Source organism: Streptomyces sp. bgisy027, from assembly GCF_057710365.1.
On the sequence record NZ_JBYIVZ010000023.1, the window covers coordinates 110298 to 136356 of the forward strand.

Annotated in this window: 20 protein-coding genes and 1 pseudogene; 16 read left to right on the top strand and 5 right to left on the bottom strand. The window is 72.9% G+C overall.

Annotated features, from left to right (window positions below):
- Positions 1-27: 27 nt before the first annotated feature.
- The 13 genes from AC3ETA_RS24070 (at position 28) to paaE (ending at position 16853) form a co-directional block, all read left to right on the top strand.
- On the top strand, positions 28-564 hold the full coding sequence (locus tag AC3ETA_RS24070; RefSeq protein WP_432194971.1) for a phage baseplate assembly protein V: 537 nt from the start codon (positions 28-30) through the stop codon (positions 562-564).
- A gap of 98 nt (positions 565-662) precedes the next feature.
- Positions 663-998: a hypothetical protein gene (locus AC3ETA_RS24075; protein ID WP_432194972.1), complete on the top strand. Its 336-nt coding sequence runs from the start codon at positions 663-665 to the stop codon at positions 996-998.
- A complete protein-coding gene (locus AC3ETA_RS24080; protein ID WP_432194973.1) occupies positions 995-1387 on the top strand; it encodes a GPW/gp25 family protein in 393 nt (130 codons plus the stop codon). The genes AC3ETA_RS24075 and AC3ETA_RS24080 overlap by 4 nt, the downstream gene beginning before the upstream one ends.
- Positions 1384-4503 (top strand): putative baseplate assembly protein, encoded by a 3120-nt coding sequence (locus AC3ETA_RS24085; RefSeq protein ID WP_432194974.1) that lies wholly within the window; start codon positions 1384-1386, stop codon positions 4501-4503. The genes AC3ETA_RS24080 and AC3ETA_RS24085 overlap by 4 nt, the downstream gene beginning before the upstream one ends.
- On the top strand, positions 4500-8294 hold the full coding sequence (locus AC3ETA_RS24090) for a putative baseplate assembly protein (protein WP_432194975.1): 3795 nt from the start codon (positions 4500-4502) through the stop codon (positions 8292-8294). The genes AC3ETA_RS24085 and AC3ETA_RS24090 overlap by 4 nt, the downstream gene beginning before the upstream one ends.
- Entirely contained in the window at positions 8294-10480 is a 2187-nt protein-coding gene (locus tag AC3ETA_RS24095) for a hypothetical protein (RefSeq protein ID WP_432194976.1), read from the top strand. Before AC3ETA_RS24090 ends, AC3ETA_RS24095 begins: the two co-directional genes overlap by 1 nt.
- A 78-nt stretch (positions 10481-10558) precedes the next feature.
- Entirely contained in the window at positions 10559-12106 is a 1548-nt protein-coding gene (locus tag AC3ETA_RS24100; RefSeq protein WP_432194977.1) for a DUF6519 domain-containing protein, read from the top strand.
- Positions 12106-12993, top strand: a complete 888-nt coding sequence (locus AC3ETA_RS24105) for a peptidoglycan-binding protein (protein ID WP_432194978.1) — start codon at positions 12106-12108, stop codon at positions 12991-12993. Before AC3ETA_RS24100 ends, AC3ETA_RS24105 begins: the two co-directional genes overlap by 1 nt.
- Positions 12994-13137: 144 nt before the next feature.
- On the top strand, positions 13138-14106 hold the full coding sequence (gene paaA, locus AC3ETA_RS24110; protein ID WP_432194979.1) for a 1,2-phenylacetyl-CoA epoxidase subunit PaaA: 969 nt from the start codon (positions 13138-13140) through the stop codon (positions 14104-14106).
- Positions 14103-14396, top strand: coding sequence for a 1,2-phenylacetyl-CoA epoxidase subunit PaaB (gene paaB, locus AC3ETA_RS24115; protein ID WP_030957096.1), 294 nt, complete (start codon positions 14103-14105; stop codon positions 14394-14396). The genes paaA and paaB overlap by 4 nt, the downstream gene beginning before the upstream one ends.
- A 10-nt stretch (positions 14397-14406) precedes the next feature.
- Positions 14407-15234, top strand: coding sequence for a 1,2-phenylacetyl-CoA epoxidase subunit PaaC (gene paaC / locus AC3ETA_RS24120; protein WP_432194980.1), 828 nt, complete (start codon positions 14407-14409; stop codon positions 15232-15234).
- A complete protein-coding gene (gene paaD, locus AC3ETA_RS24125) occupies positions 15228-15737 on the top strand; it encodes a 1,2-phenylacetyl-CoA epoxidase subunit PaaD (RefSeq protein WP_432194981.1) in 510 nt (169 codons plus the stop codon). The genes paaC and paaD overlap by 7 nt, the downstream gene beginning before the upstream one ends.
- The gene (paaE, locus tag AC3ETA_RS24130) at positions 15738-16853 is read left to right on the top strand and encodes a 1,2-phenylacetyl-CoA epoxidase subunit PaaE (RefSeq protein WP_432194982.1); all 1116 of its coding nucleotides are present in this window, start codon (positions 15738-15740) and stop codon (positions 16851-16853) included.
- A 50-nt stretch (positions 16854-16903) separates the two neighbouring features.
- Here the strand turns inward: paaE and AC3ETA_RS24135 are convergent.
- Positions 16904-17779, bottom strand: a pseudogene (locus tag AC3ETA_RS24135) (hypothetical protein); the annotation flags it as partial.
- A gap of 166 nt (positions 17780-17945) precedes the next feature.
- On the opposite strand from AC3ETA_RS24135, the gene AC3ETA_RS24140 reads away from it, so the two are divergent.
- Complete coding sequence (locus AC3ETA_RS24140) at positions 17946-18908, top strand: Dyp-type peroxidase (protein ID WP_432194983.1); 963 nt, start codon at positions 17946-17948, stop codon at positions 18906-18908.
- 24 nt (positions 18909-18932) lie between these two features.
- Here AC3ETA_RS24140 and AC3ETA_RS24145 read toward each other — a convergent pair whose 3' ends face one another.
- Positions 18933-19325: a DUF5997 family protein gene (locus AC3ETA_RS24145; protein ID WP_406258843.1), complete on the bottom strand. Its 393-nt coding sequence runs from the start codon at positions 19323-19325 to the stop codon at positions 18933-18935.
- A 71-nt stretch (positions 19326-19396) separates the two neighbouring features.
- Between AC3ETA_RS24145 and AC3ETA_RS24150 the strand changes: the two genes are divergently transcribed.
- On the top strand, positions 19397-20197 hold the full coding sequence (locus AC3ETA_RS24150) for a LysR family substrate-binding domain-containing protein (protein WP_432194984.1): 801 nt from the start codon (positions 19397-19399) through the stop codon (positions 20195-20197).
- Positions 20198-20216: 19 nt separating this feature from the next.
- Here the strand turns inward: AC3ETA_RS24150 and AC3ETA_RS24155 are convergent, their stop codons facing one another.
- The 3 genes from AC3ETA_RS24155 to AC3ETA_RS24165 all read right to left on the bottom strand — a co-directional run bounded on the left by AC3ETA_RS24155 (position 20217) and on the right by AC3ETA_RS24165 (position 24364).
- Positions 20217-23039, bottom strand: a complete 2823-nt coding sequence (locus AC3ETA_RS24155) for a beta-L-arabinofuranosidase domain-containing protein (RefSeq protein ID WP_432194985.1) — start codon at positions 23037-23039, stop codon at positions 20217-20219.
- A gap of 130 nt (positions 23040-23169) precedes the next feature.
- On the bottom strand, positions 23170-23865 hold the full coding sequence (locus AC3ETA_RS24160; RefSeq protein ID WP_432194986.1) for an HAD family hydrolase: 696 nt from the start codon (positions 23863-23865) through the stop codon (positions 23170-23172).
- A gap of 19 nt (positions 23866-23884) precedes the next feature.
- Positions 23885-24364, bottom strand: a complete 480-nt coding sequence (locus AC3ETA_RS24165; protein ID WP_432194987.1) for an Lrp/AsnC family transcriptional regulator — start codon at positions 24362-24364, stop codon at positions 23885-23887.
- Between the two features lie 196 nt (positions 24365-24560).
- Between AC3ETA_RS24165 and AC3ETA_RS24170 the strand changes: the two genes are divergently transcribed.
- On the top strand, positions 24561-26057 hold the full coding sequence (locus AC3ETA_RS24170) for an FUSC family protein (protein WP_432194988.1): 1497 nt from the start codon (positions 24561-24563) through the stop codon (positions 26055-26057).
- Positions 26058-26059 lie beyond the last annotated feature (2 nt).

Consider the following 26059-nt stretch of genomic DNA (forward strand, 5'->3'; position numbering starts at 1 on the left):
ACACCACCGACCAGGAGCACCCCCACCATGGCGGCACCCAGCAATCGCTACCTCGGCAAGTTCCGCGGCCGGGTCGTCGGCAACGACGACCCGCTGCGCATCGGCCGGATCACCGTCGAGGTCCCGGACGTCCTCGGCAACGAGCCGTCCACCTGGGCGCTGCCCTGCCTGCCCTTCACCGGGCCGGAGTCGGGGCAGTTCGTGGTGCCGCCGCCGGGCGCCGGCGTGTGGGTGGAGTTCGAGCAGGGGGATCCGAGCTTCCCCGTGTGGACGGGGTGCTGGTACGGCGCGGCCGAGGAGCTGCCGCCCGACGCGCGGCGGGAGCTCCAGGGCAACTCGCCGGACAAGCCCGTCGTCGTGCAGACACCTCAGGCGCACAAGCTCGTCCTGAACGACACCACCGGCGCCGAGCAGGGGATCCTGCTCCAGGCCCAGGGCGGCGCATACATCCGCATCACCAAGGAGGCCGTGGTCATCTCGACCGGCGCGGGCGCCGAGGTCCTGCTCCGCGGCAACGAAGTGACCATCAACGAGGGCCAGTTGACCGTGCTCTCCCAGCGATGAAAGCGACGAGAGCGATGACGGCCGCACGAGCGGCCACAGCAGCGACGACGGCCGTGCCAGCGGCCACAGCGACGAAGGAGAACGGGGGACCACGAACCATGTCCGGGAGTCTGCTCGGCGCCGACGCAGTGATCGGCTGTCCGCACGGCGGCCGTGTCGCGCCCGCCACCACCACATCCGGCGGCGTACGCCTCGCGGGCGCCGCCGTCGCCACCGCCGCCCACAGCTACGTCGTCACCGGCTGCCCGCACACCGCCGACGGCGTGCCCGCACCGTGCGTGACGGCCCGCTGGACCGCCGACGGCACCGGCGTCACCGTCGACGGCCGGCCCGTGCTGCTCGACACCTCCGCGGCCCAGTGCTTCAGCGCGGCCCTGGTGCCGCAGGGCCCGCCCGTCGTCCAGGCCGCGCAGCGAAAGGTCACCGTCCGATGAGCCGCCACCCGAGCGGGCGCCCCCGCAGCGACATCGCGTTCCCGTTCCGCGCCGACCGCCGGGGCCGGACCGCACACGCCACCCGCGGCGAGCACGTCCACGACCTCATCGAACAGCTGCTGTTCACCAGCCCCGGCGAGCGCGTGATGCGGCCCGACTTCGGCTGCGGGCTCCTCGACCTGGTCTTCGCGCCGACGAGACCGGAGCTCATCAGCACCCTCGAACTCTCCGTGCAGGCCTCCCTCCAGCGCTGGCTCGGCGACCTCATCGACGTGGAGGCCCTCGACGTGATCAGCGAGGACAACGTCGTCCGTGTGTACCTGTCGTACGTCGTGCGCGCCGACGGCGCCCGGCGCGACGACGTCTTCGAAGGGAGGGCCGCGGCATGACCGGGACGACCACGACCCCCTCCCGCCGGGCCAAGGTCCGGGCCGCCCAGCTCAACGGCGTCGACTCCGTCGAGGTCTCCGACGACGGGCTGCTGCTCACCGTCGGCTTCCTCGGGAAGGCCCCGCACGGCCTCGGCCCCGAGAACGTCCGCATCGACGGCGGCCGCCGCATCACCGGCATCACCGCCGTGGACGTCGGCGTGGAGCGCGAGGAGGACCCCGAGCTCGACGACCGGCTCTACGTCACCCTCGACCGAACCGGCGACACCTCCCGCTACCGGCTCTCCCTCGTCGAGACCGACCCGTACGGACGGCCCGGGACGCAGCCCTACCGCGGCTTCGACCAGCGCTACCACAGCGCGACCTTCGCCTTCCGGCCCGACTGCCCGACTCCCTTCGACTGCAAGGAGGACGGGCACGACGCCCCGGAGTTCCCGGCCGCGCCCGTCATCGACTACACCGCCCGCGACTACGACACCATCCGCAAGCTGCTCCTCGACCGGCTCGCGCTGACCACGCCCGACTGGGTCGAGCGCAACCCCGCCGACCTGGGCGTGACCCTCGTCGAACTGCTCGCGTACACCGGCGACCAGATCAGTTACCAGCAGGACGCGGTCGCCACCGAGGCCTACCTCGACACCGCACGGCGGCGCGTCTCCGTGCGGCGGCACGTGCGGCTCATCGACTACGCGATGCACGACGGCTGCACGGCGCGCGCGTACGTCGCAGTCGAGACCGCCGGCGACCACACGCTCGCCCCGGGCACCTTCCGCTTCGCCTCCGTCGACGTGCGCACCCTCGACCCGCACGACCGTCCCGAGCCGGGCACGGTCGTCGACGAGGCCGACCTCGGCGACCTCGACGAGCGCGGCTCGGTGGAGGTCTTCGAACCCGTCGTCACCGAGGACCCGCTGGAGCTGCGCGTCGCGCACAACGCGATCCGGCTGTGGACGTGGGGCGGCGAGGTGTGCACCCTGCCCAAGGGCGCCACCTCCGCCACCCTGCGCGACGAGTGGGTCGACCAGGAGACCTGCCGGGAGCGCCGGCTCGGCCTGCGGCCGGGCGACCTGCTCGTTCTGGAGGAGGTCAAGGGGCCGCGCACCGGCACCCCGGGCGACGCCGACCCGAGCCACCGGCAGGCCGTCCGCCTCACCTCCGTCGCCCCGGCCGTGGACCGTATCGAGGACCAGCCGGTCCTGGAGGTCACCTGGGTCGCGGAGGACGCCCTGCGCTTCCCGCTCCGCCTCACCACACGCGGCGGCCGCGACTGCCTGCCCGTCGAGGACGTGTCCCTCGCCCGCGGCAACGTCGTCCTCGTCGACCACGGCCGTACGCTCCACGGGCTCCCCGAGACGTTCACCGTCCCGCAGGACCCCGCCGAGGTCGCCCCCTGCGACGGGCCCGCCTTCGGCTGCCACGACCGGCAGGAGGGCAACGCCCCGGCTCGGCTGATCGACTCCCTCGCGGACAGGGCGGAGTCGGGCGAGGCGCTGAGGGCCGACGACGTCCGCGAGCTCTTCGAGGTCGTCGGCGAGGCCGCCACCAACCGCGCCGGACTCGGCCTGGAACGCGCGGGCCAGCGCCACGAACGCGTCGTGCCCGGCACGGCGTACGCCCAGGCCGCCGCCCTGCGCACGCTGCTCGCCCAGTCCGTGTACCCGGGCATCCGGCCCCGCTTCCGCCCCGTCCTCGGACGGGCACCCGTCACCCAGGCGGTGCCGTTCCCCGAGCCGGCCACCGTCGCCGCCGGACAGGCCGCGCGGATCGGCGCGATCCCGGAGCGGGTGCGGCAGCGGCTCGTCGAGCTGTGGCGCAGCGCCCGCGACCGGGACGGCCTCGCCGACGAGGAGATCGCCGAGCTCACGGTGATCTACGGACTGCGGATCCTGGAGCGCATCGAGCTGCGCCGCCATCCCGTCCGAGCCCTGCGCGAACTGCTCTTCCGCAGCGACCAGTTGCTCGATGCCAAGCTGCGCCGCATCGAGGTCCTCACGGCCCGCGCCCGCGCCGGCACCGTCCTCGACGGGCACATCGCCTGGGAGATCGCCCACAGCTGGGGTCCCTCCTACGCGGCCGGACTGCACCCCGAGGAGCCGGTGCTGCGCGGTTCCGCGACCGCCGCGCTCGACCAGGACCCGCGGCGCGCCCTGCCCGCCGTACGCCTGCGCGCGGGCGACGAGGAGACCTGGGAACCGCGCCGCGACCTGCTCGACAGCGGGCTGCGTGAGAGGCACTTCGTCGGCGAACCGGAGGACGACGGCCGGCTCGCCCTGCGCTTCGGCGACGGGCGCCACGGCGCCCGGCCGACGCCGGGATCGCGCCTCGCCGCGCACTACCGCCTCGGCGGCGGCATCGCCGGCAACGTCGGCGCGGAGGCCATCAACCACCTCGTCGTCCAGTCCGACTGCGCGCCCCCGCCCGCCGCCGTGGTCCGCAACCCGCTGCCCGCCGTCGGCGGCACCGAACCCGAACCCGTCGAGCAGGTACGCCAGTTGGCCCCGCTCGACCTGCGCCGCACCCGGCTGCGCGCGGTCACCGCGGAGGACTACGCGGCCCTCGCCGGCGCCCTGCCCGGCGTCCGGCGCGCGGCGGCGGCACTGCGCTGGACCGGCAGCGTCCAGGAGGCGCACATCGCGGTCGACGCCCAGGGCACCGGCACCCCGTCCGCCGGCCTGCTGGCGTCGGTCGAGCAGGCTCTTGAGCCGTACCGGCGCATCGGCCACGACCTCGTCGTCGGCGCCGCGCGACTCGTCCCGCTGGACATCGCGCTCACCGTCTGTGCCAAGCCGGGCCATCAGCACGGGCAGATCCTGGCCGAGCTGTACCGCGTACTCGGCAGCGGTGTGCTCGGCAACGGGGTGCGCGGCTTCTTCCACCCGGACGCGCTGACCTTCGGCGAGCCGGTGCGGCTGAGCCGTCTGGTCGCCGCCGCCGCGGCCGTGCCCGGCGTGGAGAGCGTCCAGGTCACCCGGCTGCGCCGGCTGTTCGAACCGGACCGAGGAGAGAAGGAGGACGGCGTGCTGCGGCTCGGCCCGCTGGAGATCGCCACCTGCGACAACGACCCGGACCGGCCGGAGAACGGCCGGCTGGCGATATCCCTGGGAGGTGCGCGATGACCGAGGTCCCGATCACGGACGACTGCGGCTGCGGCGGCGCCTGCCGGGGCGGCCACGACGAGCGCCTCGCTCCGGCCCCCGTGCACAACCCGCCCGGCCGCACCGCGCTCGACTACCGCGTCGGTGAGTACGGCTCCTTCCGCGCGGCCCTGCTCGACCGGCTCGCCTCACCCGCGTACCCGGCCCTCCAGGGCCTCACCGTGCGCACCCCGGACGACCCGGCGATCGGACTGCTCGACGCCACCGCCGTCCTGGGCGACCTGCTCACCTTCCACTCCGAGCGGATCGCCGACGAGGCCTACATCCGTACGGCCGACGAGCACCGCTCCCTGGTCCTGCTCGGCCGCCTCGTCGGCCACCGGCCGCGGCCCGGCGTCGCCGCCGCCACGCACCTGGCGTACACCCTGGAGCGCGACCCGCGCGCCGAGGCGCCGGCGGTGCTTGTCCCGCGCGGGGCCCGCAGCCACAGCGTGCCGGCCTCGGCCGACGAGCAGTCGTTGACCTTCGAGACCAGCCGTGACCTGACGGCCCGCTGGAACTGGAACGAGCTCAAGGTCCGCCGCCGGCGCCCCTCCCTCGTCACCCCCGCGGACCTGGAGCGCCGCTCGGAGCTCTTCGTCGAGGGCACGGCCAACTCCCTCCGGACCGGCGACCAGCTGCTCTTCGTATTCGGCGAACAGGCGGGCGGCGAACGGAAGTTGCTGCCGATCGCGAAGGCGCGGGTGGACCGGGAGGACGAGATCACGGCGATCTCCCTGCCGAAGTCGGCGCCGCCGACGTTGAGGGAACTCGTCGACGAGGTACGACGCTGGACGGCGGCGCCGGTGGCACCGGGCGAGCCGGGTGATGAACGGCCCACGCCCGAGGTGCCCAACCCCCGGCCGGTCAGCCGGCTGATCGAGGACTTCGAGGACCAGGTTCTCGCGCCGCTTCGGGAGGATCTGGACGGGATCAGGAGTCCTGAGCGGCTGGCCGCGCGGCTCGCGGAGCCGGTGGCGCGTCTCGGTGAGGCTCAGGTGCTGGCCGAGCCGTACGAGGACGTTGCCGCTTGGTTCGAGCAGTTGGAGGCGGTGCTCGCGGAACTTGCCGAGCGGGCATGGGAGTTGGCTCCGGCGCAGAGTGATTCGTCCGCGGCGCCGCGGGGGCTTGTCGCGCAGTTCCCCGCGCCCCCGGAAGAAAGCGGCGATGCGCGCACCGCTGCTCTCGAAGCCCTGGGCGGTGTACTTCCCGCCCTGCGTGCCTCCGCCCCCGCCCCGCGCGGCGGCATCGGTTCCCGGCGGCCCGGTACCGACACCGCGCGGCTGCTCTCGGCGCTCAACCCCTCCCTCGGCACCCTGTACCCGGCGTGGCGCACCGCCGCCGCCCCCGGTACCCCGCAGCTTCTGCGTGAGCTGCTCGCCATGCGGGTCACCGCCGCTCCCTTCGGTGCATCGGCCCCGCTCAAGCCGGTCCAGGACGACCGCGGGCGGGTCATCCGTACCGCCGACTGGCCGCTCACCGGTGCCGTCCTCGCGAGCATGCGCGTCGTGTACGACACGTCGGGGAAGACACCGGTCCGTGCAGAGTTCCAGTACGTCGAGGGCAGCAGCTCCGACCAGCGTGCGGAGAACCTGCCCGTCGCCCGGCCGCTGACCTTCCCGCTCGGCCCGGGCCGGGTCGAGCTGTCCGTGCGCTCCGGTCAGGACCGCGACCTGAACTGGCTCAACCGGCGCCCCACCGACTCCCAGGACCCCGGCGTCACGGCGCGCTTCCAGTCGGGTCTGCCCGAGCGCACGCTGTTCGTGTCGCGGCCGGACGACGAGGGCCTGGTCCACGTCGGCGTCCACAACGGCACCTCCGTGCAGGTCCCGCTGCGGCCGGGCGCGAACGAGCAGATCACGCACGGCGAGTACGAGATCGGCCTCAAGTACACGGTCGGCGCGACCGAGCCCAACGTCGAGATCGTGATCGCCGGCAAGCCGGGGCCGCTCAACCGCCGCATCCTCCAGCTGGACACGGTCCACACCGGCATCACGGTCGGCAGCTGGGTCGCCGTCCAGCGTCCCGCAAAGGGCGCCCAGGACGGTATCCCCGGTGACGCCGGGCTCGCGTTCGTCACCACCCAGGTGGTCTCGGCGCGTACGGCGGCGTACTCGAACTACGGCATCACCGGGCGCGGCACCGAACTCACCCTCGCCGACCCCTGGCTGGACGAGTTCGACGTACTGCTCTCGCACATCCGCGACACCACCGTCCACGCGGCCGGCGAAGCGCTGCGGCTCGCCGACGAACCGCTCGGCGAGGACGTGCACGGAAGCGAGATCGAACTCGCCGAGCTGTACGACGGGTTGCGGCCCGGCCGCACGCTAATGGTGAGCGGCGAGCGCAGCGACATCCCGGGCACGGCCGGCGTGAGGGCCACCGAGGTCGTCGTCATCGCCGCCGCGGATCCGGCCGTCGACCCGCACCTGCCCGGCGACCACGTCCACACCCGCCTCACCCTGACCGCCGACCTGGCCCACCGCTACCGGCGCGAGACGGTCAAGGTCCTCGGCAACGTCGTCGAGGCCACCCACGGCGAGAGCCGCGAGGAGGCCATCGGCAGCGGAGACTCGGACCGGGTGAACCAGACGTTCGCGCTCTGGCAGTCCCCGCTGACCTGGCTCGCCGACGACAACCCCCTCGGCGCCACACCGGTGCTGGAGATCCGGGTCGACGGCGTCCGGTGGCACGAGGTCGACAGCCTCGCCGGACGCGGCCCCGGCGAGAGGGTCCACATCACCGGCTCCACCGCCGACGGCCGTACGACGGTGACCTTCGGCGACGGCATCAACGGCGCCCGGCTGCCCTCCGGACACGAGAACATCCGCGCCCGCTACCGCTTCGGCACGGGCAGGGCCGCCAACGTCTCCGCCGACCGCGTCACCCAGCCCCTCACCCGGCCGCTCGGGGTCAGCCAGGTGACCAACCCGCGCCCGGCGAAGGGCGGCGCGGACGCCGACGGCCCCGGTCTGACCCGCCGGACGGTCCCGCTCGCCGTCTCCGCACTGGACCGGCTGGTCTCCGAGTCCGACTACGAGGACTTCGCCCGCTCCCGCGCCGGCATCGGCCGGGCCGCCGCACGCGAACTCTTCGACGGGCGGCGCCGTGTGCTGCACGTGACGGTGGCGGGCACGGACGACGTTCCGATCGACGGTGACTCGGACACGCTGCGCGCGTTGCGTGGTGCCCTGACCGAGTACGGGGACATGAACCTCCCCGTCCGGGTGGACGTACGTGAGCTCGTGCTGCTGCTCGTCGCCGCCAAGGTGAAGGTCGCCCCCGATCACGCGTGGGAGTCCGTGGAGCCACGGCTGCGGCGGGCGCTGCTCGCCCGACTCGGCTACGAGGGGCGGGAGCTGGGCAGGCCCGCCCGCCTCTCCGACGTCCTCGCCGCCGCCCACTCCGTGCCCGGCGTCGACCACGTTGACGTCGATGTCCTCACCGGCGTCCCCGCGTCCGCCACGCCCGAGGAGCTGACCGCGATCCTCACCGATCCCGGCCCGCCCAGGGCATCGGTCCCGGCGCACCCGGCGACGTACGACGAGAGGACCCACACGGTCCGCGCCGAGAACGGCGAGACGCTCTCCGAGATCTGTGCCGGGTACGGCGTCCCGCTCGCCGAACTCCTGCGCCTGAACCCCGGCATCACCGACACCCGGCGCCTGGCGAAGGGCCGTTCGGTGTTCGTCTTCCGCGGCATCCGCCCGGCCCAGCTCGCGATGCTGTCGCCGAAGGCCGCGGACACCCTGATTCTGACGGAGGTCAAGTGATGTCCCCGGACGTCGAGTTGGAGACGGCTTCCCCGGCGGCCACGTCCAGGGAGCCCGACGGTCTCGCCGCGCTGCTGCCCCGCCGGCACCTGCTGAGGGACGCCGAGGAGGGCGAACCCCTGCGCGCGCTGCTCGCGGTGATCGCCGAGCAGCTGGACCGGGTCCGTGACGGCGTCGAGCAGGGCTACGAGGACCTGTTCGTGGAGACGGCCGCGCCCTGGGTGCTGCCGTACCTCGGTGACCTGGTCGGCTATCGCACCCTGCCCGGCTACGAGCGGGTCCTGACGGCCGGCCTGCACGAGGGTGGGCGTGCCGCCCTCGCCGAGGCGGTCGCCCCGCGCGCCGACGTGGCCGCCACCGTCGCAAACCGCCGCCGCAAGGGCACCCTCCACCTCCTTGAGGAACTCTCCGACCAGGTCACCGGCTGGCCCGCCCGCGCCGTCGAGCTGTCCCGGCAGGTCGCCCACACCCAGCCGGTGAAGCTGCACGGCGACACGGGCGTCCACCGGGGCACCCGCGGCAGGCTCGTCGACCTGCGCGACAACTCTGCGCTCGACCTGGCGGGCGGCCCCTTCGGCGCTTCGGCCCGCACGGCCGACGTCCGCCGCGCCGACTCCGTTCATCGGCAGGGGGGTTGGACCCCGGCGGGCGTGGCGCTGTTCGTCTGGCGGCTGAAGGCGCACTCGCTCACCCGGTCCCCGGCGTACTGCATCGACCGCGCCCGCAACCTGTACACCTTCTCGATCCTGGGCAACGACACCCCGCTGGTCACCAAGCCGTTCCCGGAGCCGGCGCCCACGCACACCGCGACCATCGACAACGTCCCGGCGTTCGTCACCCGCCGCCAACTGCACGACCGGCTCACGGACTACTACGGCCCGGGCAAGAGCCTCGTCATCCGGCGCGACGGCGAGGACCGGCCCGTGCCGCCCTCCGACATCGTGGTCGCGGACCTGTCCGACTGGCGTTACCGGCCGAGGCGCGGGCAGGTCGCCGTCGACCCGGAGCTCGGGCGGATCGCGTTCGGATCGAGGTCGGCGCCCCGGCAGGGCGTGTGGGTGGACTACCACCACGCGTTCGGCGCGGACATGGGCGGCGGCGAGTACGACCGCCCCGACCGCGAGCCGCGCCCCGAGGCCGAGGTCTACCGCGTCGGACCCGGGCAGCCGCACCGGCAGATCATGGACGCCTACCGGGCCTGGCAGCACGACCGGCGAGCCGACCGGACCGGCCCCGACGGCATCATCGAGATCACGCACAGCGGCGCCTACCAGGAGCAGCTGGACTTCGACCTCGACCCCGGCGACCGGCTGGAGGTCCGCGCGGCCGAGGGCACCCGGCCGGTGATCCGTCTGCTCGACTGGTACAGCAACCGGCCCGACGCCCTCAACATCCGCGCGGTGTCCGAGGACTGCGCCCCGCACGAGCGGCCCCGAGTCGTCCTCGACGGTCTGCTGGTCGCCGGACGCGGCATCAACGTCACCGGACCCATGGGCGCCGTCGTCGTGCGGCACTGCACGCTCGTGCCCGGCTGGTCGCTGGAGCCCGAGTGCGACCCGCACTCGCCGGAGGAGCCCAGCATCGTCCTGGAGCGCACCACCGCGTGCCTCCAGATCGAGCACAGCATCCTCGGCACCATCGAGGTCATCGGCGACGAGGTGAGCGAGGATCCCCTCGACATCCGTCTGCGCGACAGCGTCCTCGACGCCACCGGCCCCGGCCGCGAGGCCCTCTCCGCGCCGGACTGCCGCCACGCCCACGCGGTGCTGCACCTGCACCGCACCACGGTCATCGGCGAGATCTTCACCCACGCCGTGGAGATCGCCGAGAACTCGATCCTCACCGGCCGCCTCCATGTGGCCCGCCGCGGCATCGGCTGCATCCGGTACTCCTACGTGCCGCCGGGGTCGCGCACCCCGCGCCGGTTCCGCTGCCGGCCGGACCTCGCCGGGTCCGAACAGGCCGGTCGGGTAAGGCCGTTGTTCACATCGGAACGCTATGGCACGCCCTGGTACGGGCTGCCCGCGGACCGGTGTGCCGAGGAGATCCGGCGCGGCTCCGACGACGGCGCCGAGATGGGCGCCTTCCACGACCTGTACCGGCCGCAGCGCGAGGACGGCCTCAGGGCGCGGCTCGCGGAGTACACCCCGGCGGGCACCGACGCCGGGATCTTCTTCGTGACGTGAGGCGGGACATGAGCCAGGACATGCGCGCCGCCGCCCCAAGCCCCACCCGCACCTTCCTGAACCAGGGGGACCCCCTTCATGCACGCTGACCTCTCCCGCCTCACGTTCCGCCCCCAGCGGCGGTACTCGGCGGTCATCGCCCAGCAGGGCCGCGTCCAGCTCGACGCCGACATCAACGAGCAGACCGCGATCCAGCTGCACCGGGCCCGCACCCTCGCCGCCGACCTGATCGGCCGGCACGGCGGTCCCCGCGACGCCACCGGCTTCAAGATCGACTACGTCGGCGGCAAGCACGACATCGACACGCTCCACATCCATGGCGGCCGGTACTACGTCGACGGCATCCTCCTCGACGCGACCCGCCCGGCGCCCGGCGTGCCGGTCCCGGACGAGGACGCTCAGGAGCAGGAGACCGCGGCGCCGCCCGGGTACTGGACCTACTGGGACCAGCCCGACGGCTTCCGAGACCCGGAGAAGCCCGGCGACCGGCTGCCCTCGCCCGCGCAGACGCCGTTCCTCGTCTACCTGAGCGTGTGGGAGCGTGCCGTCTCCGCCGCCGAGGACCCCGCCCTGCGCGAGGTCGCCCTCGGCGCCGCGATGCCGGACACCGCGGCCCGCGTGAAGGTCGTCTGGCAGGTCCTGCCGCTGTCGCTGGCGGCGCTGGGGATCGAGGACGAGGACCCGTCCAAGGAGGTGGTGCGGGCCGCCTTCGACCAGTGGGCGCGGAAGCAGGCCGCGCCGAGCGCGCGCCTCGCCGCCCGCAGCGAGCGGCCCGACCACGCCGACGAGGACCCCTGCCTGGTCAAGCCGGACGCCCGCTACCGCGGCCAGGAGAACCAGCTGTACCGCGTGGAGGTGCACGCGGGTGGCGAGGCGAAGGACGCCACCTTCAAGTGGTCCCGCGAGAACGGCTCGGTGGTCTTCCCCGTCGACGAACTCGACGGCACCTGGGTGCAGCTGGCCTCCCTCGGCCACGACGACAAGCTGGACCTGGACGTCGGCGACCACGTCGAACTCGTCGACACCGCCTACGCCTCCCGCCTCGAGCCCCTGCCCCTGCTGCGGGTCGAGGAGCTGGACCTGCCGGGCCGCCGCGTCCGCCTCAGCGCCGAGCCCGCCCGGTCCGTCGGCCGGCTGCCGCACCTCAACCCGTTCCTGCGCCGGTGGGACCACCATGAGGGACCGCGGCGGAAGGGCCGTACGACCGCCCTGAAGAGCGGAGCCGTCCCCGTCACGGAGGGGGAGTGGCTGCCGCTGGAGGACGGGGTCGAGGTGTACTTCGCCAAGGGCGCCGCCTACCGCACGGGCGACCACTGGATCGTGCCCGCCCGCACCGCCACCGGCGGCGTCGAGTGGCCCGCGGACACCGCCCGGCGTCCGCTGCTCCAGGCGCCCTCCGGCATCGTGCGCGGCTTCGCGCCGCTCGCGCTGGTCAAGGGCGAGGGCGGCACCGTGGACCTGCGCCTCGCCTTCGATCCGCTGGCCGACGGCATCCCGGCCGCGGACGCGGCGACGCTCGCGGCCGAGGAACAGGCCCGCCGCGAGGAGCAACTGGCGGAGGACCCGTCCGGCGGGAGGTCGCAGACGACTGCGGATGCCGAGGCCGCGGCGGAAGGAGACGAGTGATGGCCAAGCCCCTGAGCGCGTCCAAGCTGGTGGAGATCCTGCGCAAGGAGGGCCTCACGGTCCACGAGGTCCGCAGCTGGCGCACCCACAACCGCAACAGCAAGGGTCCCTGGGGCCCGGTGAACGGCGTGATGATCCACCACACCGTCACCAAGGGCACCGAGAACTCGGTGAGCATCTGCTACAACGGCTACTCCGGCCTGCCCGGCCCGCTGTGCCACGGCGTCATCGACAAACAGGGCCACATCCACCTCGTCGGCAACGGCCGCGCCAACCACGCCGGCCTCGGCGACAGCGACGTCCTGCGCGCCGTGATCAACGAGTCCAGGCTGCCGCACGACAACGAGGCCGACACCGACGGCAACGCCCGCTTCTACGGCTTCGAGTGCGTCAACCTCGGCGACGGCAAGGACCCCTGGCCCGAGGTGCAGAAGGAGGCCATCGAGAAGGTCTCCGCAGCGATCTGCCGGCACCACGGCTGGAGCGAGCGCTCGGTGATCGGGCACAAGGAGTGGCAGCCCGGCAAGCAGGACCCGCGCGGCTTCACCATGGACGGCATGCGCAAGCGGATCGCGCAGCGCCTCAAGGGCGGGGGAGGGGGAGCGCCCCGGCCGGACCCGAAGCCGGCTCCCAAGCCCGAGCTGGAGCCCTTCCCGGGCAGCGGCTTCTTCCACATCGGGCGGAAGTCCCCGATCATCACCGCGATGGGCCGCCGCCTGGTCGCCGAGGGCTGCGGCCGCTACGAGGAGGGCCCGGGCCCCGAGTGGACCGAGGCCGACCGCCGCTCCTACGCCGCCTGGCAGCACAAGCTCGGCTTCAAGGGCAAGGACGCGGACGGCATCCCCGGCAAGACCAGCTGGGACCGGCTGAAGGTGCCCAACGTGTGACGGTCGAGAGCCTGCGCCGAAACGGTCCAGGTACCCCGCGGGGGTGTCCTGGGCCGTTTTCGCGCGCTCGAAGGGTCTTGCTCCCCTGGCGCAAACACGTCACACTGGGTACCGAACGAATGGTCGGTTGGGAAGCGGGAATCGATGACGACTTCACACTCCGCCGAGGCGCCTGCCGAAGAGCCGCTCCAGGAGCACTTCGACGCGACGATCTCGCGTGACCAGCGGATCGAGCCGCGGGACTGGATGCCCGACGGTTACCGAAAGACGCTGATCCGGCAGATCGCGCAGCACGCCCACTCGGAGATCATCGGCATGCAGCCCGAGGGCGAGTGGATCACCCGCGCCCCGTCGCTGCGCCGCAAGGCCATCCTGTTCGCCAAGGTCCAGGACGAGGCCGGACACGGGCTGTACCTGTACTCGGCGGCGGAGACCCTGGGCGCCGACCGCGCCGACCTGACCGACCGGCTGATCGAGGGCCGCCAGAAGTACTCGTCGATCTTCAACTACCCGACCATGAGCTTCGCCGACGTCGGCGTGATCGGCTGGTTCGTGGACGGCGCCGCGATCTGCAACCAGGTGCCGCTGTGCCGCAGCTCCTACGGGCCGTACGCACGCGCGATGGTGCGGATCTGCAAGGAGGAGTCCTTCCACCAGCGCCAGGGCTACGAGCTGCTGATGACGATGATGCGCGGCACCGAGGGCCAGCGCGAGATGGTCCAGGACGCAGTGGACCGCTGGTGGTGGCCGTCGCTGATGATGTTCGGCCCGCCCGACGACGCCTCGCCCAACTCGGCGCAGTCCATGGCCTGGAAGATCAAACGGCACAGCAACGACGAGCTGCGTCAGCGCTTCGTCGACATGACCGTCCCGCAGGCCGAGAAGCTCGGCGTCACCCTGCCCGATGCGGAGCTGCGCTGGAACGCCGAGCGCGGCCACCACGACTTCGGCACCCCCGACTGGTCGGAGCTGATGCGGGTCATCAAGGGCGACGGACCGTGCAACGCCCAGCGGATGCAGCGGCGCAGGAGCGCCCATGAAGAGGGCGCCTGGGTGCGGGAGGCGGCGACCGCCCACGCCGCCAAGCGTGTGGAGAAGGGAGCGGCGGCATGAGCGCCGACAAGAAGGACTGGCCGCTGTACGAGGTGTTCGTACGGGGCAAGCGCGGGCTGAACCACGTCCACGTGGGCTCGCTGCACGCCGCCGACGACCGCATGGCGCTCACCCACGCCCGTGACCTGTACACACGGCGCAACGAGGGCGTCAGCATCTGGGTCGTGCGCTCCGAGCACATCGCCGCCTCCACACGCGACGAGAAGGACCCCTTCTTCGCGCCCAGCGCCGACAAGGTCTACCGCCACCCGACCTTCTACGACATCCCCGACGACGTCCCGCACATCTGAAGGAGAGGGCATGAGTGACGACCACGTCTACATGACCCTCGCCGAGGGACACGAGGACGACACCCGCTGGGCCTACGGCACCGGCTTCGAGGACCCGCTGCACGGCGTGGACACCACCGTCCCCGAGGGCATCGACGCCGGGGAACTGGCCGCCGTCTGCGTCGCGCTGGCCGACGACGCGCTGGTCTCGGCCCAGCGCCTCGCCGAGTGGGTCACCCGCGCCCCCGAGCTGGAGGAGGAGGTAGCGCTCGCCAACATCGGCCTCGACCTGCTCGGCCAGGCCCGCCTGCTCTACTCCCGCGCCGGCCAGGCCGACGGCACCGGCCGCGACGAGGACGCCTACGCCTACTTCCGCGACGCCGCCGACTTCCGCAACGTACGCCTGGCCGAACTGCCCTGCGGCGACTTCGCGTTCTCGATCGTGCGGCTGCTGGTGCTCTCCAGCTGGCGCCTCGCCCACTTCGAACGGCTGGCCTCCCACCCGGACCCCGTGCTCGCGGCCATCGCCGCGAAGGGCGTCAAGGAACTCGCCTACCACCGGCAGTACGCCGCCGAGTGGGCCGTACGCCTCGGCGACGGCACGGAGGAGTCCCACCGCCGGATGCGCCGGGCCCAGGAGCAGGTCGCCCCCTACATCGGCGAGCTGTTCACGGCGTACGACGTGCGCGAGGAGGTGGTCGCGGACATCCGCCAGGTCACCACGGCGGCCGGACTGCCCATGCCGGTGTACCGTCCACTGCCCGGATCCGGCCGCGACGGCGAGCACACCGAGCATCTCGCCCCGCTGCTCGCCGAGTTGCAGGGCGTCGCCCGCGCCCACCCGGAGGCGACATGGTGACCACCCTGCTCGACGCCCGCCGCGCCCGGCACATCGCCGCGACCGTGCCGGACCCCGAGCTGCCCATGCTCACCCTGGCCGACCTGGGCGTCCTGCGGGACGTGGCGCTGACCGAGGACGGCACGGTGGTCGCGAGCCTCACCCCGACCTACTCCGGCTGCCCGGCCATGGCCGAGATGCGCGCGGACGTCGCGGCGCGGCTGCGGGACGCGGGGTACCCGCGCGTGGAGATCCGCACGGTCCTCGACCCGCCGTGGACCAGCGACTGGATCACCCCGGCCGGCCGCCGCAAGCTCACCGAGCACGGCATCGCCCCGCCCGGACCCGCCCCGCGCGGCGGCCCCGTCGCACTCGTGCTGTCCCCCACCCGGCACGCGGTGACCTGCCCGCGCTGTGGCTCGGGGGACACCGAGGAGACCTCCCGCTTCGCGGCCACCTCCTGCAAGGCGCTGTGGCGCTGCCGGGCCTGCCGCGAGCCGTTCGAGTACGTCAAGGAGATCTGAATGGAAGGCGTCACCGAAGCACGGACGGCCGCCGGTCCGCGCCCGCGCATCCGCCGCCGTCCGGCCTTCCACCGGCTGCGCGTGGCCGCGGTCCAGCCCCTGTGCGCGGACGCGGTGGCCGTCGGCTTCGACATCCCGGCGGAACTGGCCGAGGAGTTCGCCTTCGAGCCGGGCCAGTCGCTGACGCTGCGGCGTGAGATCGACGGGCGCGACGAACGGCGGTCGTACTCGATCTGCTCGCCGGTGGGTTCGAGTCCGCGCATCGGCGTACGGGTCGTGCCGGGCGGGCTGTTCTCGTCCTGGCTGGTCGAGGACGTACGCCCCGGCGACACCGTCGAGGTCATGGCGCCGACCGGCGCCTTCACCCCCGACCTGAGCACCCCCGGCCACCACGTGCTGATCGCCGCGGGCTCCGGCATCACGCCCATGATGTCGATCGCCGAGTCCGTGCTGGCCGCCGACTCCCGCTCGACGGTCACCCTGTTCTACGGCAACCGCCGCAGCGACACCGTGATGTTCGCCGACGAGCTCGCCGACCTGAAGGACCTGCACCCGACCCGGTTCCAGCTCGCTCACGTGCTCTCCCGTGAGCCCCGCGAGGCCGAGGTGCTCTCCGGCCGGATCGACGCCGAGCGGCTCGCGACCCTCGTCGACGCGCTGGTCGACGTGACGACCGCCGACCACTGGTGGCTGTGCGGCCCGCACGGCATGGTCCGCGACGCGCAGAGCGTGCTGGCCGACCTCGGGGTGCCGGGCGAGCAGGTGCACCAGGAGCTGTTCTTCGCCGACGACGAGCCGGTGCGGGAGGTGCACCACGAGGAGGCAGGGCCGCAGGGGCCGGTCAGTCAGGTCACCATCACCCTCGACGGCCGCTCCACGACCGCGGCCCTGCCGAGGGAGCGCAGCATCCTCGACGGAGCCCAGCGCACCCGCCCGGACCTGCCGTTCGCCTGCAAGGGCGGCGTCTGCGGCACCTGCCGGGCCCTGGTCACCGACGGAAAGGCCGACATGCGGCGCAACTTCGCGCTGGAGCCGGCCGAGGTCGACGCGGGCTATGTGCTGACCTGTCAGTCGTACCCGGCGTCCGAGACGCTGACGGTCGACTACGACAGCTGAGCGGTCGGGAAGAGCGGAGTGGCGAGGAAAGCGAAAGGACTATTGCAAGAGGCCTCGCGATGCACGCGGACGTCCGCGAGCTTGGCGGGCGAGGCCGCGACCGCCGAGTCCAGGCCCGCCAGCAGGGCGCGGCGCAGCGGCCGGGACAGCCCGCGGAACCGGGTCGGCCCGACCAGGGTCACATCGCCGTCCGACAACGCGCAGGCCAGCCGCAGCACATCGGTGACCGTGTCCAGCAGCGGCTGCGAACCGGCCCGCAGCCGGGCCCGGTTGAGGACGGCACGGTTCTCCCGCACCGGAATCGACTCGGGCTGCGGCCCGTCCACGCACGCCCGGGCCAGCACGTCGAGGTCACGCAGCGCCTCCTCGCCCAGCGGCGTGCTGCTGCCCGCCAGCGCCAGGTACAGGGCGCTGACTTCCTCGTCCGGGTCACCGCCGAGGTGCAGGACCGTCATCCGGTCGCCGGCCGCCGCGATCAGCTCGTCGTGACGGCCGAGCATCTCGGCGTAACCATGCTGGTAGCGGCCGTACGACGGCAGGGTCAGCAGGTCGACGACACCCTCGCTCAGCTGCTCCAGGACACCTTCTCGCGCCTCGTCGTCGGCGAGCGCCTCGACGATGCAGCGCATCCAGAAGTCGTACGTGTCCGGCACGTTGGCCGGGAAGTCGACGAAGTAGACGTTGTGCGCCACATGGTCGCCGACCATCTCGCGCACGGTGCCCAGCGTCCGCACGGCGGTGTCGACCACCGCGCCCTCGCCGAGCCCCGACAGTCGCTCCAGCAGCTCCGCCGAGAGTTTGAAGCCCACGGACATCAGCGCGGCGTCGAACTGCCGCGCCGCGACGGCGCCTTCACCGGCGGGGCCGGTCGGGCAGGGGAGGCGACGGGTGTGCCGGACGACCAGGGGTTCGAGGCGGTGGACCATGCCGGGATGATCCCAGACCCGCACGAGCGTTCGCATGCGGGTTTTTGCGCCCGAACCGGTCGATCCCGCCTCGCACCCGCGCCAGAAGTGCGCGAATTCGCCGGGTATCGTTCCCGGTCCGGCCGGGCATCGTTAGGTGGCGGGGAACGAGGGTGAGAGGGGAACCATGCCGTCATCCAAGCCGTCGTCCATACGGTCGGCCGGTGCGCTGCCGCAGCCGGTGCTCAGCCAGCCGGCACCCGTCGCGGTGTTCCTGGTGGTCACGATCGAACCCGGGGGCGAGAGCGCGGTACGCGATCTGCTGGCCGGGCTAGCGGGGCTGGTCCGAGCCGTCGGCTTCCCCAGCCCGGACGGAGGGCTGTGCTGCGTGGCCGGCGTCGGATCCTCGGCCTGGGACCGGCTCTTCGAGGGCCCGCGTCCCCGGCGGCTGCACCCCTTCGAGGAGTTGGACGGCCCCCGGCACCGGGCCGTGGCCACCCCGGGCGACCTGCTCTTCCACATCCGCGCCGCCCGCACGGACCTGTGCTTCGCCCTGTCTGCGGAGATCATGAAGCGGCTGCGCGGCGCGGTCGCCGTCCAGGACGAGGTCCTGGCCTTCGCCTACTTCGACTCCCGCAACCTCCTCGGCTTCGTGGACGGCACCGAGAACCCGGTCGGCCCGGCGGCGGCCGAGGCGGCGATCGTGGGTGACGAGGACCCCGCCTTCCTCGGCGGCAGCTACGCGATCGTGCAGAAGTACGTGCACGACGTCGACGCCTGGGAGGCCCTCGCCGTGGAGGCCCAGGAGAAGGTGATCGGCCGCTCCAAGCTGACCAACATCGAGCTCGACGTGCCCGGCTCCCACATCGACGTGAACACGGTCACCGGTCCGGACGGGGAGGAGCTGGAGATACTGCGGGGCGCCATGCCGTTCGGCAGGCCCGGCCACGGCGAGTTCGGCACGTACTTCATCGCCTACGCCCGGACCCCCGACATCCCGGAGACCATGCTCCGCGCCATGTTCGTGGGCGGCCCGGAATCGGGCCCGGACCCGATCCTCGACTACTCGCGGGCCGTCACCGGGACCCTGTTCTTCTGCCCGTCGGCCACCTTCCTGGAGGCGGTCCCGGAAGAGACCGACACACGCTGACCCGCCGGGACGGCCCGGCCGGGATCAGGGCTGCTGCGCCTCGCGCTCGGCGTTCCGCTTCTTGATCCGGGCCGTCTCCTTGCGGACCTCGGCCTGGGTGGCGCGCTCCTTGGCCAGCCACTCGGGCTGCTCCTGCTTGAGCGCCTCGATCTGCTCGGTGGTCAGAGGCTCGGTGACGCCGCCGCGGGCCAGGCCCGCGATGGAGACGCCGAGCTTCGCCGCGACCACCGGGCGGGGGTGCGGGCCGTCGCGTCGCAGGTCGAGCAGCCACTGCGGAGGGTCGGCCTGGAGCGCGTTCAGCTCCGCGCGCGTGACGACCCCCTCCCGGAACTCGGCGGGGGTGGCTTCGAGGTACACACCCAGCTTCTTCGCCGCGGTCGCGGGCTTCATGGTCTGGGTGCTTTGGTGCGACGTCATGGTCCCAAGGGTATCGAGTACGTGAACGCCCGCCGACCACGCCCGTCGACCACGCCCGGTAACCTGGCCAGGTGACAGGCTCGGAAGCACCACCGCCCACCCCGCAGGCAGCACCGTCGTTCCGGCTCGCGTACGTCCCGGGAGTGACCCCCGCGAAGTGGGTGCGGGTCTGGCAGGAGCGCTTCCCCGACGTACCCCTCGGCCTCCGTGCGGTGACCGCCGCCGAGGCGTCCGACCTGCTCCGGCAGGGCGGGGCCGACGCCGGTTTCGTACGGCTTCCGGTGGACCGTACGTTCTTCAGCGCGATCCCCCTCTACACCGAGACCACGGTCGTCGTCGTCCCCAAGGACCACGTGATCGCGGCGGTCGAGGAGGTCACCACCGAGGATCTGGCCGACGAGGTCGTCCTCCACCCCCTCGACGACGTCCTGGACTGGGAGCGGCCACCCGGGGAGCCCGCCTTCGAGCGGCCCGCGACCACCGCGGACGCCGTCGAGCTGGTCGCGGCGAACGTCGGCCTGCTCGTCGTGCCCCAGTCGCTGGCCCGCCTCCACCACCGCAAGGACCTCACCTACCGGACGCTGGCCGACGCCCCCCGGTCGAGCGTCGCCCTGTCCTGGCCGGAGGAGGCGACCACCGACCTGGTCGAGGACTTCATCGGAGTCGTCCGCGGCCGCACGGTCAACAGCACCCGGGGCCGTACGACGTCCCAGAGCACGCCCGCCCCGGAGCAGCCGAAGCGCAAACGCCCGGACAGCACCGGCGGTGCACGCCGGCAGTCCGGCACCGGTCGCCGCGGCGGTCCCGGCGGCGGCAAGGGTGCCAAGGGAACCAAGAGCACCGGCCGCGGCAAGCCCCGCCGCAGGTCGTAGCGGGGCTCACGGCGCGGGCTCAGGGGGCGTACGTGGCCTGCTGGGCCGTACGGACGACCGTCTGCCCGTCGGCCTGGCCGAGCAGGCCCGCGCTCACCCAGGCGGTCACCGTGGACCGCACCTGTGAGACCAGCGCGCCCTTGCTCGTGAACGGAGCCCCGGCCCAGATCTCGTCCAGGAGGGTGGTGCCGTCGGGCTTTGCGGGGTTGGTGACGCCGGAGTCGGAGTTGCCGAGGACCACTCGTGGTTCGGAGCGCCGGAAGTAGGCGTGGGTGGGGTCCTCCGTGCCCTCGAAGAACGGGGCGAACTCGGTGCCGCCGAGGGCGAAGTGGAGCGGTTTGCCGGGGACCGGGGTCAGCGAGGGCAGCAGATCGCCGGAGAGACCGGCGTTGCGGTAGAGGCCCAACCGGAGGTGGCTCGTGGCGGAGCTGCGACCGACGAGGTTGATCGGGCCGTGGAAGAGGGTTTGCAGGGACCGGTCGTCGAGCGCCGTCTCCACGCGAAGGCGGAACGGCATGGAGATCTTCACCGTGTCGCCGCCGCGCCAGGTCCGGGACACCGTGAAGTAGCTCCCCGGCACCGGAGTGCCGCTCACCGCACTGCCGTTGACCGTCACCCGGAACCCGGCGGTCGCCCACGACGGCACCCGCAGCCGCAGGGCGAAGGCCGCGCTGCCGCCGCCGAAGGTGAGCGTGGTGCCCTGTTCCCGGGGGAAGGACGTCGCCTGAGTGACCGTCACACCCTTTTCGGCCCAGGTGAGTCGGGACGGGCTGTACAGATTGACGTACAGGGCACTGCCGTCGGCGGCCCTGAAGTACACCGAGTCCTGGTACTTGGTGGCGCTCTCCATGCCCGTGCCCTCGCAGCAGGTCGTGCCCTGCTTGGGCGTGTAGTCGCGCACATGGCCCGGCGTGAGCCCGATGAAGTACGTGACGAGCGGCTTCTCGGCGTCCGCCTTGTCCTGCTTGGAGCCGAGGACCTGGTTGTAGAGCGCCCGCTCGTAGTAGTCCATGTACTGCGGCCGTTGCTCGTGGAAGAACAGGGTCCGGCTCAGCTTCAGCATGTTGTACGCGCAGCACGTCTCGGCGGTGGTCTCGCCGATCGTGCCCGCGATCGCGCCGCGTGCCCTCCAGAACTCCGCGGTGCTGGTGCCGCCGATGCCGTACATGCGGTGCGGCACGACCATGCCCCAGAAGTTGCGGGCGGCGTCGAGATAGCGGGCCTCGCCCGTCGCGTCGTACAGCCGCAGGCAACCGGTGAAGATCGGTATGTGCTGGTTGGCGTGCAGCCCGTCGAGGATGTCGGTGTTCGCGGCGCAGCTGTCGATGAGCCGGTCGAGGTCGAACAGCCGGGCCAGCGCGAGGTGTTCGGCCTTCCCGGTGATCGAGTGCAGATCGCAGACGGCCTCCACGATCCCGCCGAACTCACCGCTGGAGAACAGCCCCCACATGCGCTGGAGCGTGGCCTCGGGCAGCTCGGACAGGCGCGAGTACATCCAGTCGCACATGCCGGACGCGAGGTCGAGGGCCCGTGCGTCCTCGGTGGCGAGGTAGGCGTCCAGCACACCCCGGAGGATCTTGTGCGCGGTGTAGTACGGCGCCCACACCTTGGTGTAGTCGCTGGTGGTCCTCGACTCCAGGTCGATGAACTGCGTCTCCGGATACGCAGCGAGGAACCCGGGGTGGCTGGGCCCGCCCCAGGTCCGGCGCAGGGTGGCGGCCAGGTCGTGTCCGGAGGCGTCGGCGAACGTCCCGCCCGAGGTCTCGTCGAAGGCGTACGACGCCAGGTCACCGCGCCCGGCGGACACGTCGGCCGCCCGTGCGCCCTGCAACTCGGTGATCTCGGCGGCGCTCAGGGTGCGCGACCAGACGTTGAACTCGCCGTAGGCGCCCGCGAAGACGGGGTCGGCGGCGAAGTTGGAGCGGCCGAGCCAGTTGTTGGCGAGGGTGCCGAGCGCGGCCGGGGTGAGGGCCATCGCCGTGTTCCGGGCGACGGCCGAGCCGTTGACGTACAGCGTCCCGGTACCGCCGCCGATGGTGACCGCGAGGTGGGTCCACTGGCCGAGCGGCAGCGTGGCGGTGCCGTCGAGGCCCTGCTCGCCGCCGGGCCCGCCGGTGGTGACGGCGAAGCGCGGCACACCGTTCGCGTTGCGGGCGGCCAGGTACATGTACCGGGTGTCGTCGTCGCCGAAGTCGAAGACGCGCGCCCAGTTCGCGTCGTGCGTGGGCTTCACCCAGGCGGACAGGGTGATCGCCGGGGCGCCCCCGAGGACGGCGGCGGGGAGATCGACGTACCGGTAGGAGCCGCGGACGTGCTCGACGGCCGTACCGAACCTGCCGGCGACGCTCAGCACGGCCGGGTCCCCGCGCAGCGCGGCCCGTACCTCGGTCAGCGCCCCGATCACGGTGCCGATCCGGTCGGTGAACACCTGCTCACCGGTACCGGCGCAGGCCTGCGCCAGCATGGTCAGGAAGTGCCCTGTGTAGTGCCCGCGCAGATTGCCGTTGGCCTCACCGTCCAGCCCCTCCCAGCCGCCGGGCGCGACGGCGCCGCCCGTGGCGAGCCCGGCGTTGGCACGGAACACCTGGAGCAGCCGGTTCACGTCGTAGCCCCGGGCATGATCGAGCATCAACTGCCGCTTGTCGGCGAAGAGTCCGGGCCGCAGGGCCACGTCGTCCAGGGCGAACGGCTGCACGGACCAGGCGGTCGGAACGGCGGTCACGGCCTGCGCCTCCTGGACGGCGGCCGCTGCCCGGCCGGTTGCCGTGTGACTGATCGCGGGGGCCGCCGCGGTGAGCGCGGCGGCCCGCAGAAGGAATCTTCTGGAGAGGGGCGGTGCCATGGGTGCTCCTCCACACAGGGATCGTCCTGTTCGTGATCTCGAACAGTGTGCGAATTGTCGACCAGACGCTATGCGTGGGGTGAGGAGGCGTCAACGGTGCTGACGTGATGGGCGGCTTGAGGGGCGGGCGTCAGCCGGAAGCGGTCGGCCGCGCGAGCCAGTCGTACGCCGCCCGTGCCGTGAACTGCGTCTGTCCGCCGCGTACCAGCAGCCCGGCCGTCACGAACTCCGGCGCGTTCGCCTGGGCTGCCACGTACGGGATCGCGATGCACCGCATGCCGGCCGCGTGCGCCGCGGTGGCGCCGGGGGCCGCGTCCTCCACGACCACGCAGTCGGCGGGGGCGGCACCCAGCCGGGCGGCAGCCTCCAGGAAGACGTCGGGGGCCGGCTTGCCGTGGGCGACTTCGTCGGCCGAGACGACCGTGCGCAGCTGGGCGTCCAGGCCCGTGCCGGCCAGGATCGCCGTGATGGCCTCGAACGACGAACCGGAGGCCACGGCCATCGGGACCCCTTCGGCCGCGAGCAGCTCCACGAACTTGCGCATCTCCGGGTACGCGCGCGTGGCGGTGCGCGCGAGCTCCAGATAGCGGCGGTTCTTCGCGGCGAGGAGTTCTTCGACGCAGGCGCGCAGACCGTACTCCCGCTTCCAGAGCGTGACCGTCTCCAGAGTGCTGATGCCGACGTAGCGCTCGTGGTCGGCCCACGTGAAGTCGGGCACCCCGTGCTCGGCCAGGACCTGGCGGCCCGCCTCGAAGTAGTTGGGCTCGCTGTCCACGAGGGTTCCGTCGAGATCGAAGATGACCGACACGTCGCTGAGTCCGCTCATGGGCCCAGGATGTCAAAGGTCATCTCCGCGCCGCCGTCCGTCCGATCGACTCCACCAGCGGCAGCAGCCGCTGGGTGACGCGCTCGCGCAGGGCCACCTCGGAACGGGTGCGGACCACGCCCGGCAGGCTGATCAGCTTCTGGATCACGTCCTCCAGGTGGGCGTTGTCGCGGGCCACCACCCGGGTCAGCAGATCCCCGCCGCCTGTGATGGAGAACGCCTCGACGATCTCCGGCACGGCGGCGAGCGCGTCGCCGACGTCGTCGAGATGGCCCTGAGTGACCTCGATGTGCACGAACGCCAGCACCGGATGGCCGAGCGCGGCGGGCGACAGTGTCGGCCCCGTGCCGGTGATCACACCGTCCCGCTCCAGCCGGTCCAGCCGGGCCTGGAGCGTGCCCCGGGCGATGCCGAGGATACGGGCGTACTCCCGCACGCTGGTGCGCGGCTGCTCCAGCAGCAGCCGCAGGATGCGAGTGTCGAGCTCGTCCACGGTCATGATGTCCGGCCCTTCCCGGGCATGTGGTCCGTTGGCTCGCTGATGGACGTGCCGGGACCGGAATTGCTGTACCAATGGCACAGCCTAGGGGACGTCACTTGAGCCAGTCTCCCCATGGATGCTGCAATGGACCGGTCGATGGCGCTGCGGATCCCCGCGGCGCCTTTTTCATGCAGGTGCGAAGGGGCGGTATTCAGTGCTGAAGAGGGTGTTCGTGGCGCCGGACCCGGGGCGTGCGCGGCTGCGCTTCGCCGTGCGGGCCGTCCTCGGCATCGGGCTCGCGGTCGTCGTCTGCCAACTGGCCGGACATTCCCTGGTCGGCGCCGTCACCGGCGGCCTCGCCGCGCTCCTCGCCCTGTTCACCGTCACCGACGCCACGGTCCGCGGGCAGGCGGTGACCACCGCGTTGCTGCCGCTCGTCGGCCTGCCCGTCCTCGCGGCGGCGGCCGAGCTGCACGACCACCCCGTCGCCCGCGACCTCACCTTCCTGGCCGTCGTCGGCGCCGGCGTCTACGCCCGCCGCTGGGGGCCGCGCGGACACAGCCTCGGCGTGTTCGCGTTCATGACCTTCTTCGTTGCGCAGTTCCTGCACGCCACCCCCAGGCAGCTGCCGGAGCTCTACGCCGCCGTCCTGCTGTCCCTGCTCACCGCGGCCGCGGTGCGGTTCGGGCTGTGGTGCTACGAGCGCCGTACGCCCCCGGCCTCCGTACCCGCACCGCCGGGCGGCGGCGGACTGGCCCGCGTGACCACGCGCCAGGCGGTCCAGGCCACCGCGGGCGCGGGCTTCGCCCTGGTCGTGGGGCAGCTGGTGTCCGGGCAGCGCTGGTACTGGGCGGTCGGCGCCACCTGGTGGATCTTCGTCAACACCACCTCGCGCGGCGAGACCCTGGTCCGCGGCTTCCGCCGGGTCCTCGGCACGGTGATCGGCATCGGCCTCGGCCTGCTCGTCGCCGTCCCGCTGCACGGGGCGCCGGTCCCCACGGCCGCGCTCCTCGCCGTGTGCGTCTTCGGCATCTTCTACACGGCCGCCGTCTCCTACACCTGGATGATGCTCAGCGTCACCCTGCTCGCCGGGCTCCTCTACGGCCTCCTCGGCGTCCTGGAGCCCGGCCTGCTGGCGCTGCGGCTCGCCGAGACCGGCGTCGGCGCGATCGGTGCCGTATTGGCCGTGCTGTTCGTGCTGCCCGTCACCACGCACGCCATCACCGACGCCTGGGTGCAGCGCGCCCTGCGCTGTGTCCGCGCGGCCACCGCCGAGGCCGCGGCGCGCCTGGCCGGTGAGGAGAGCGCCGACCCGGCGTCCCGGGTCGCCGAACTGGAACAGCTCCTCGGCCGCGTACGGCTCTCCCTCGCCCCGCTCGTGCACCCGCTGAACCCGATGCCGGCCCGCAAGCGGCGCGCCCGGCGGGTGCTGGCCCTGCTCGACGACTGCGCCCGGGAGGTCCGCGGCCTGGCCGCCGTCGCAGCCGACCCCGTGGCCTCGCACGACGCCCGGCTGGCCGCCGCGTGCTGGCGGGTCGAGGCGGCGGTCGAGGCTCTGACCGGCGGCTCGGACATCGCCGCCCCCGCGGACGGGCCGAGCGCGGCCGACCCCGCGCTGGCCCATCTGCACGGCCTGGAACGAGCCCTGACGGAACTCGCCCAGCCGCTGCGGGCGCCGTCGGGATCTCCGCTGGTCGCTCCGCGGGTTTAGCG

Excerpts from the sequence above, each read along its gene's own strand:
- AC3ETA_RS24070 (WP_432194971.1), top strand. The coding sequence starts at position 28 with ATGGCGGCACCCAGCAATCGCTACCTCGGCAAGTTCCGCGGCCGGGTC.
- AC3ETA_RS24075 (WP_432194972.1), top strand. The coding sequence starts at position 663 with ATGTCCGGGAGTCTGCTCGGCGCCGACGCAGTGATCGGCTGTCCGCAC.
- AC3ETA_RS24080 (WP_432194973.1), top strand. The coding sequence starts at position 995 with ATGAGCCGCCACCCGAGCGGGCGCCCCCGCAGCGACATCGCGTTCCCG.
- AC3ETA_RS24085 (WP_432194974.1), top strand. The coding sequence starts at position 1,384 with ATGACCGGGACGACCACGACCCCCTCCCGCCGGGCCAAGGTCCGGGCC.
- AC3ETA_RS24090 (WP_432194975.1), top strand. The coding sequence starts at position 4,500 with ATGACCGAGGTCCCGATCACGGACGACTGCGGCTGCGGCGGCGCCTGC.
- AC3ETA_RS24095 (WP_432194976.1), top strand. The coding sequence starts at position 8,294 with ATGTCCCCGGACGTCGAGTTGGAGACGGCTTCCCCGGCGGCCACGTCC.
- AC3ETA_RS24100 (WP_432194977.1), top strand. The coding sequence starts at position 10,559 with ATGCACGCTGACCTCTCCCGCCTCACGTTCCGCCCCCAGCGGCGGTAC.
- AC3ETA_RS24105 (WP_432194978.1), top strand. The coding sequence starts at position 12,106 with ATGGCCAAGCCCCTGAGCGCGTCCAAGCTGGTGGAGATCCTGCGCAAG.
- paaA (WP_432194979.1), top strand. The coding sequence starts at position 13,138 with ATGACGACTTCACACTCCGCCGAGGCGCCTGCCGAAGAGCCGCTCCAG.
- paaB (WP_030957096.1), top strand. The coding sequence starts at position 14,103 with ATGAGCGCCGACAAGAAGGACTGGCCGCTGTACGAGGTGTTCGTACGG.
- paaC (WP_432194980.1), top strand. The coding sequence starts at position 14,407 with ATGAGTGACGACCACGTCTACATGACCCTCGCCGAGGGACACGAGGAC.
- paaD (WP_432194981.1), top strand. The coding sequence starts at position 15,228 with ATGGTGACCACCCTGCTCGACGCCCGCCGCGCCCGGCACATCGCCGCG.
- paaE (WP_432194982.1), top strand. The coding sequence starts at position 15,738 with ATGGAAGGCGTCACCGAAGCACGGACGGCCGCCGGTCCGCGCCCGCGC.
- AC3ETA_RS24140 (WP_432194983.1), top strand. The coding sequence starts at position 17,946 with ATGCCGTCATCCAAGCCGTCGTCCATACGGTCGGCCGGTGCGCTGCCG.
- AC3ETA_RS24145 (WP_406258843.1), bottom strand. The coding sequence starts at position 19,325 with ATGACGTCGCACCAAAGCACCCAGACCATGAAGCCCGCGACCGCGGCG.
- AC3ETA_RS24155 (WP_432194985.1), bottom strand. The coding sequence starts at position 23,039 with ATGGCACCGCCCCTCTCCAGAAGATTCCTTCTGCGGGCCGCCGCGCTC.
- AC3ETA_RS24160 (WP_432194986.1), bottom strand. The coding sequence starts at position 23,865 with ATGAGCGGACTCAGCGACGTGTCGGTCATCTTCGATCTCGACGGAACC.
- AC3ETA_RS24165 (WP_432194987.1), bottom strand. The coding sequence starts at position 24,364 with ATGACCGTGGACGAGCTCGACACTCGCATCCTGCGGCTGCTGCTGGAG.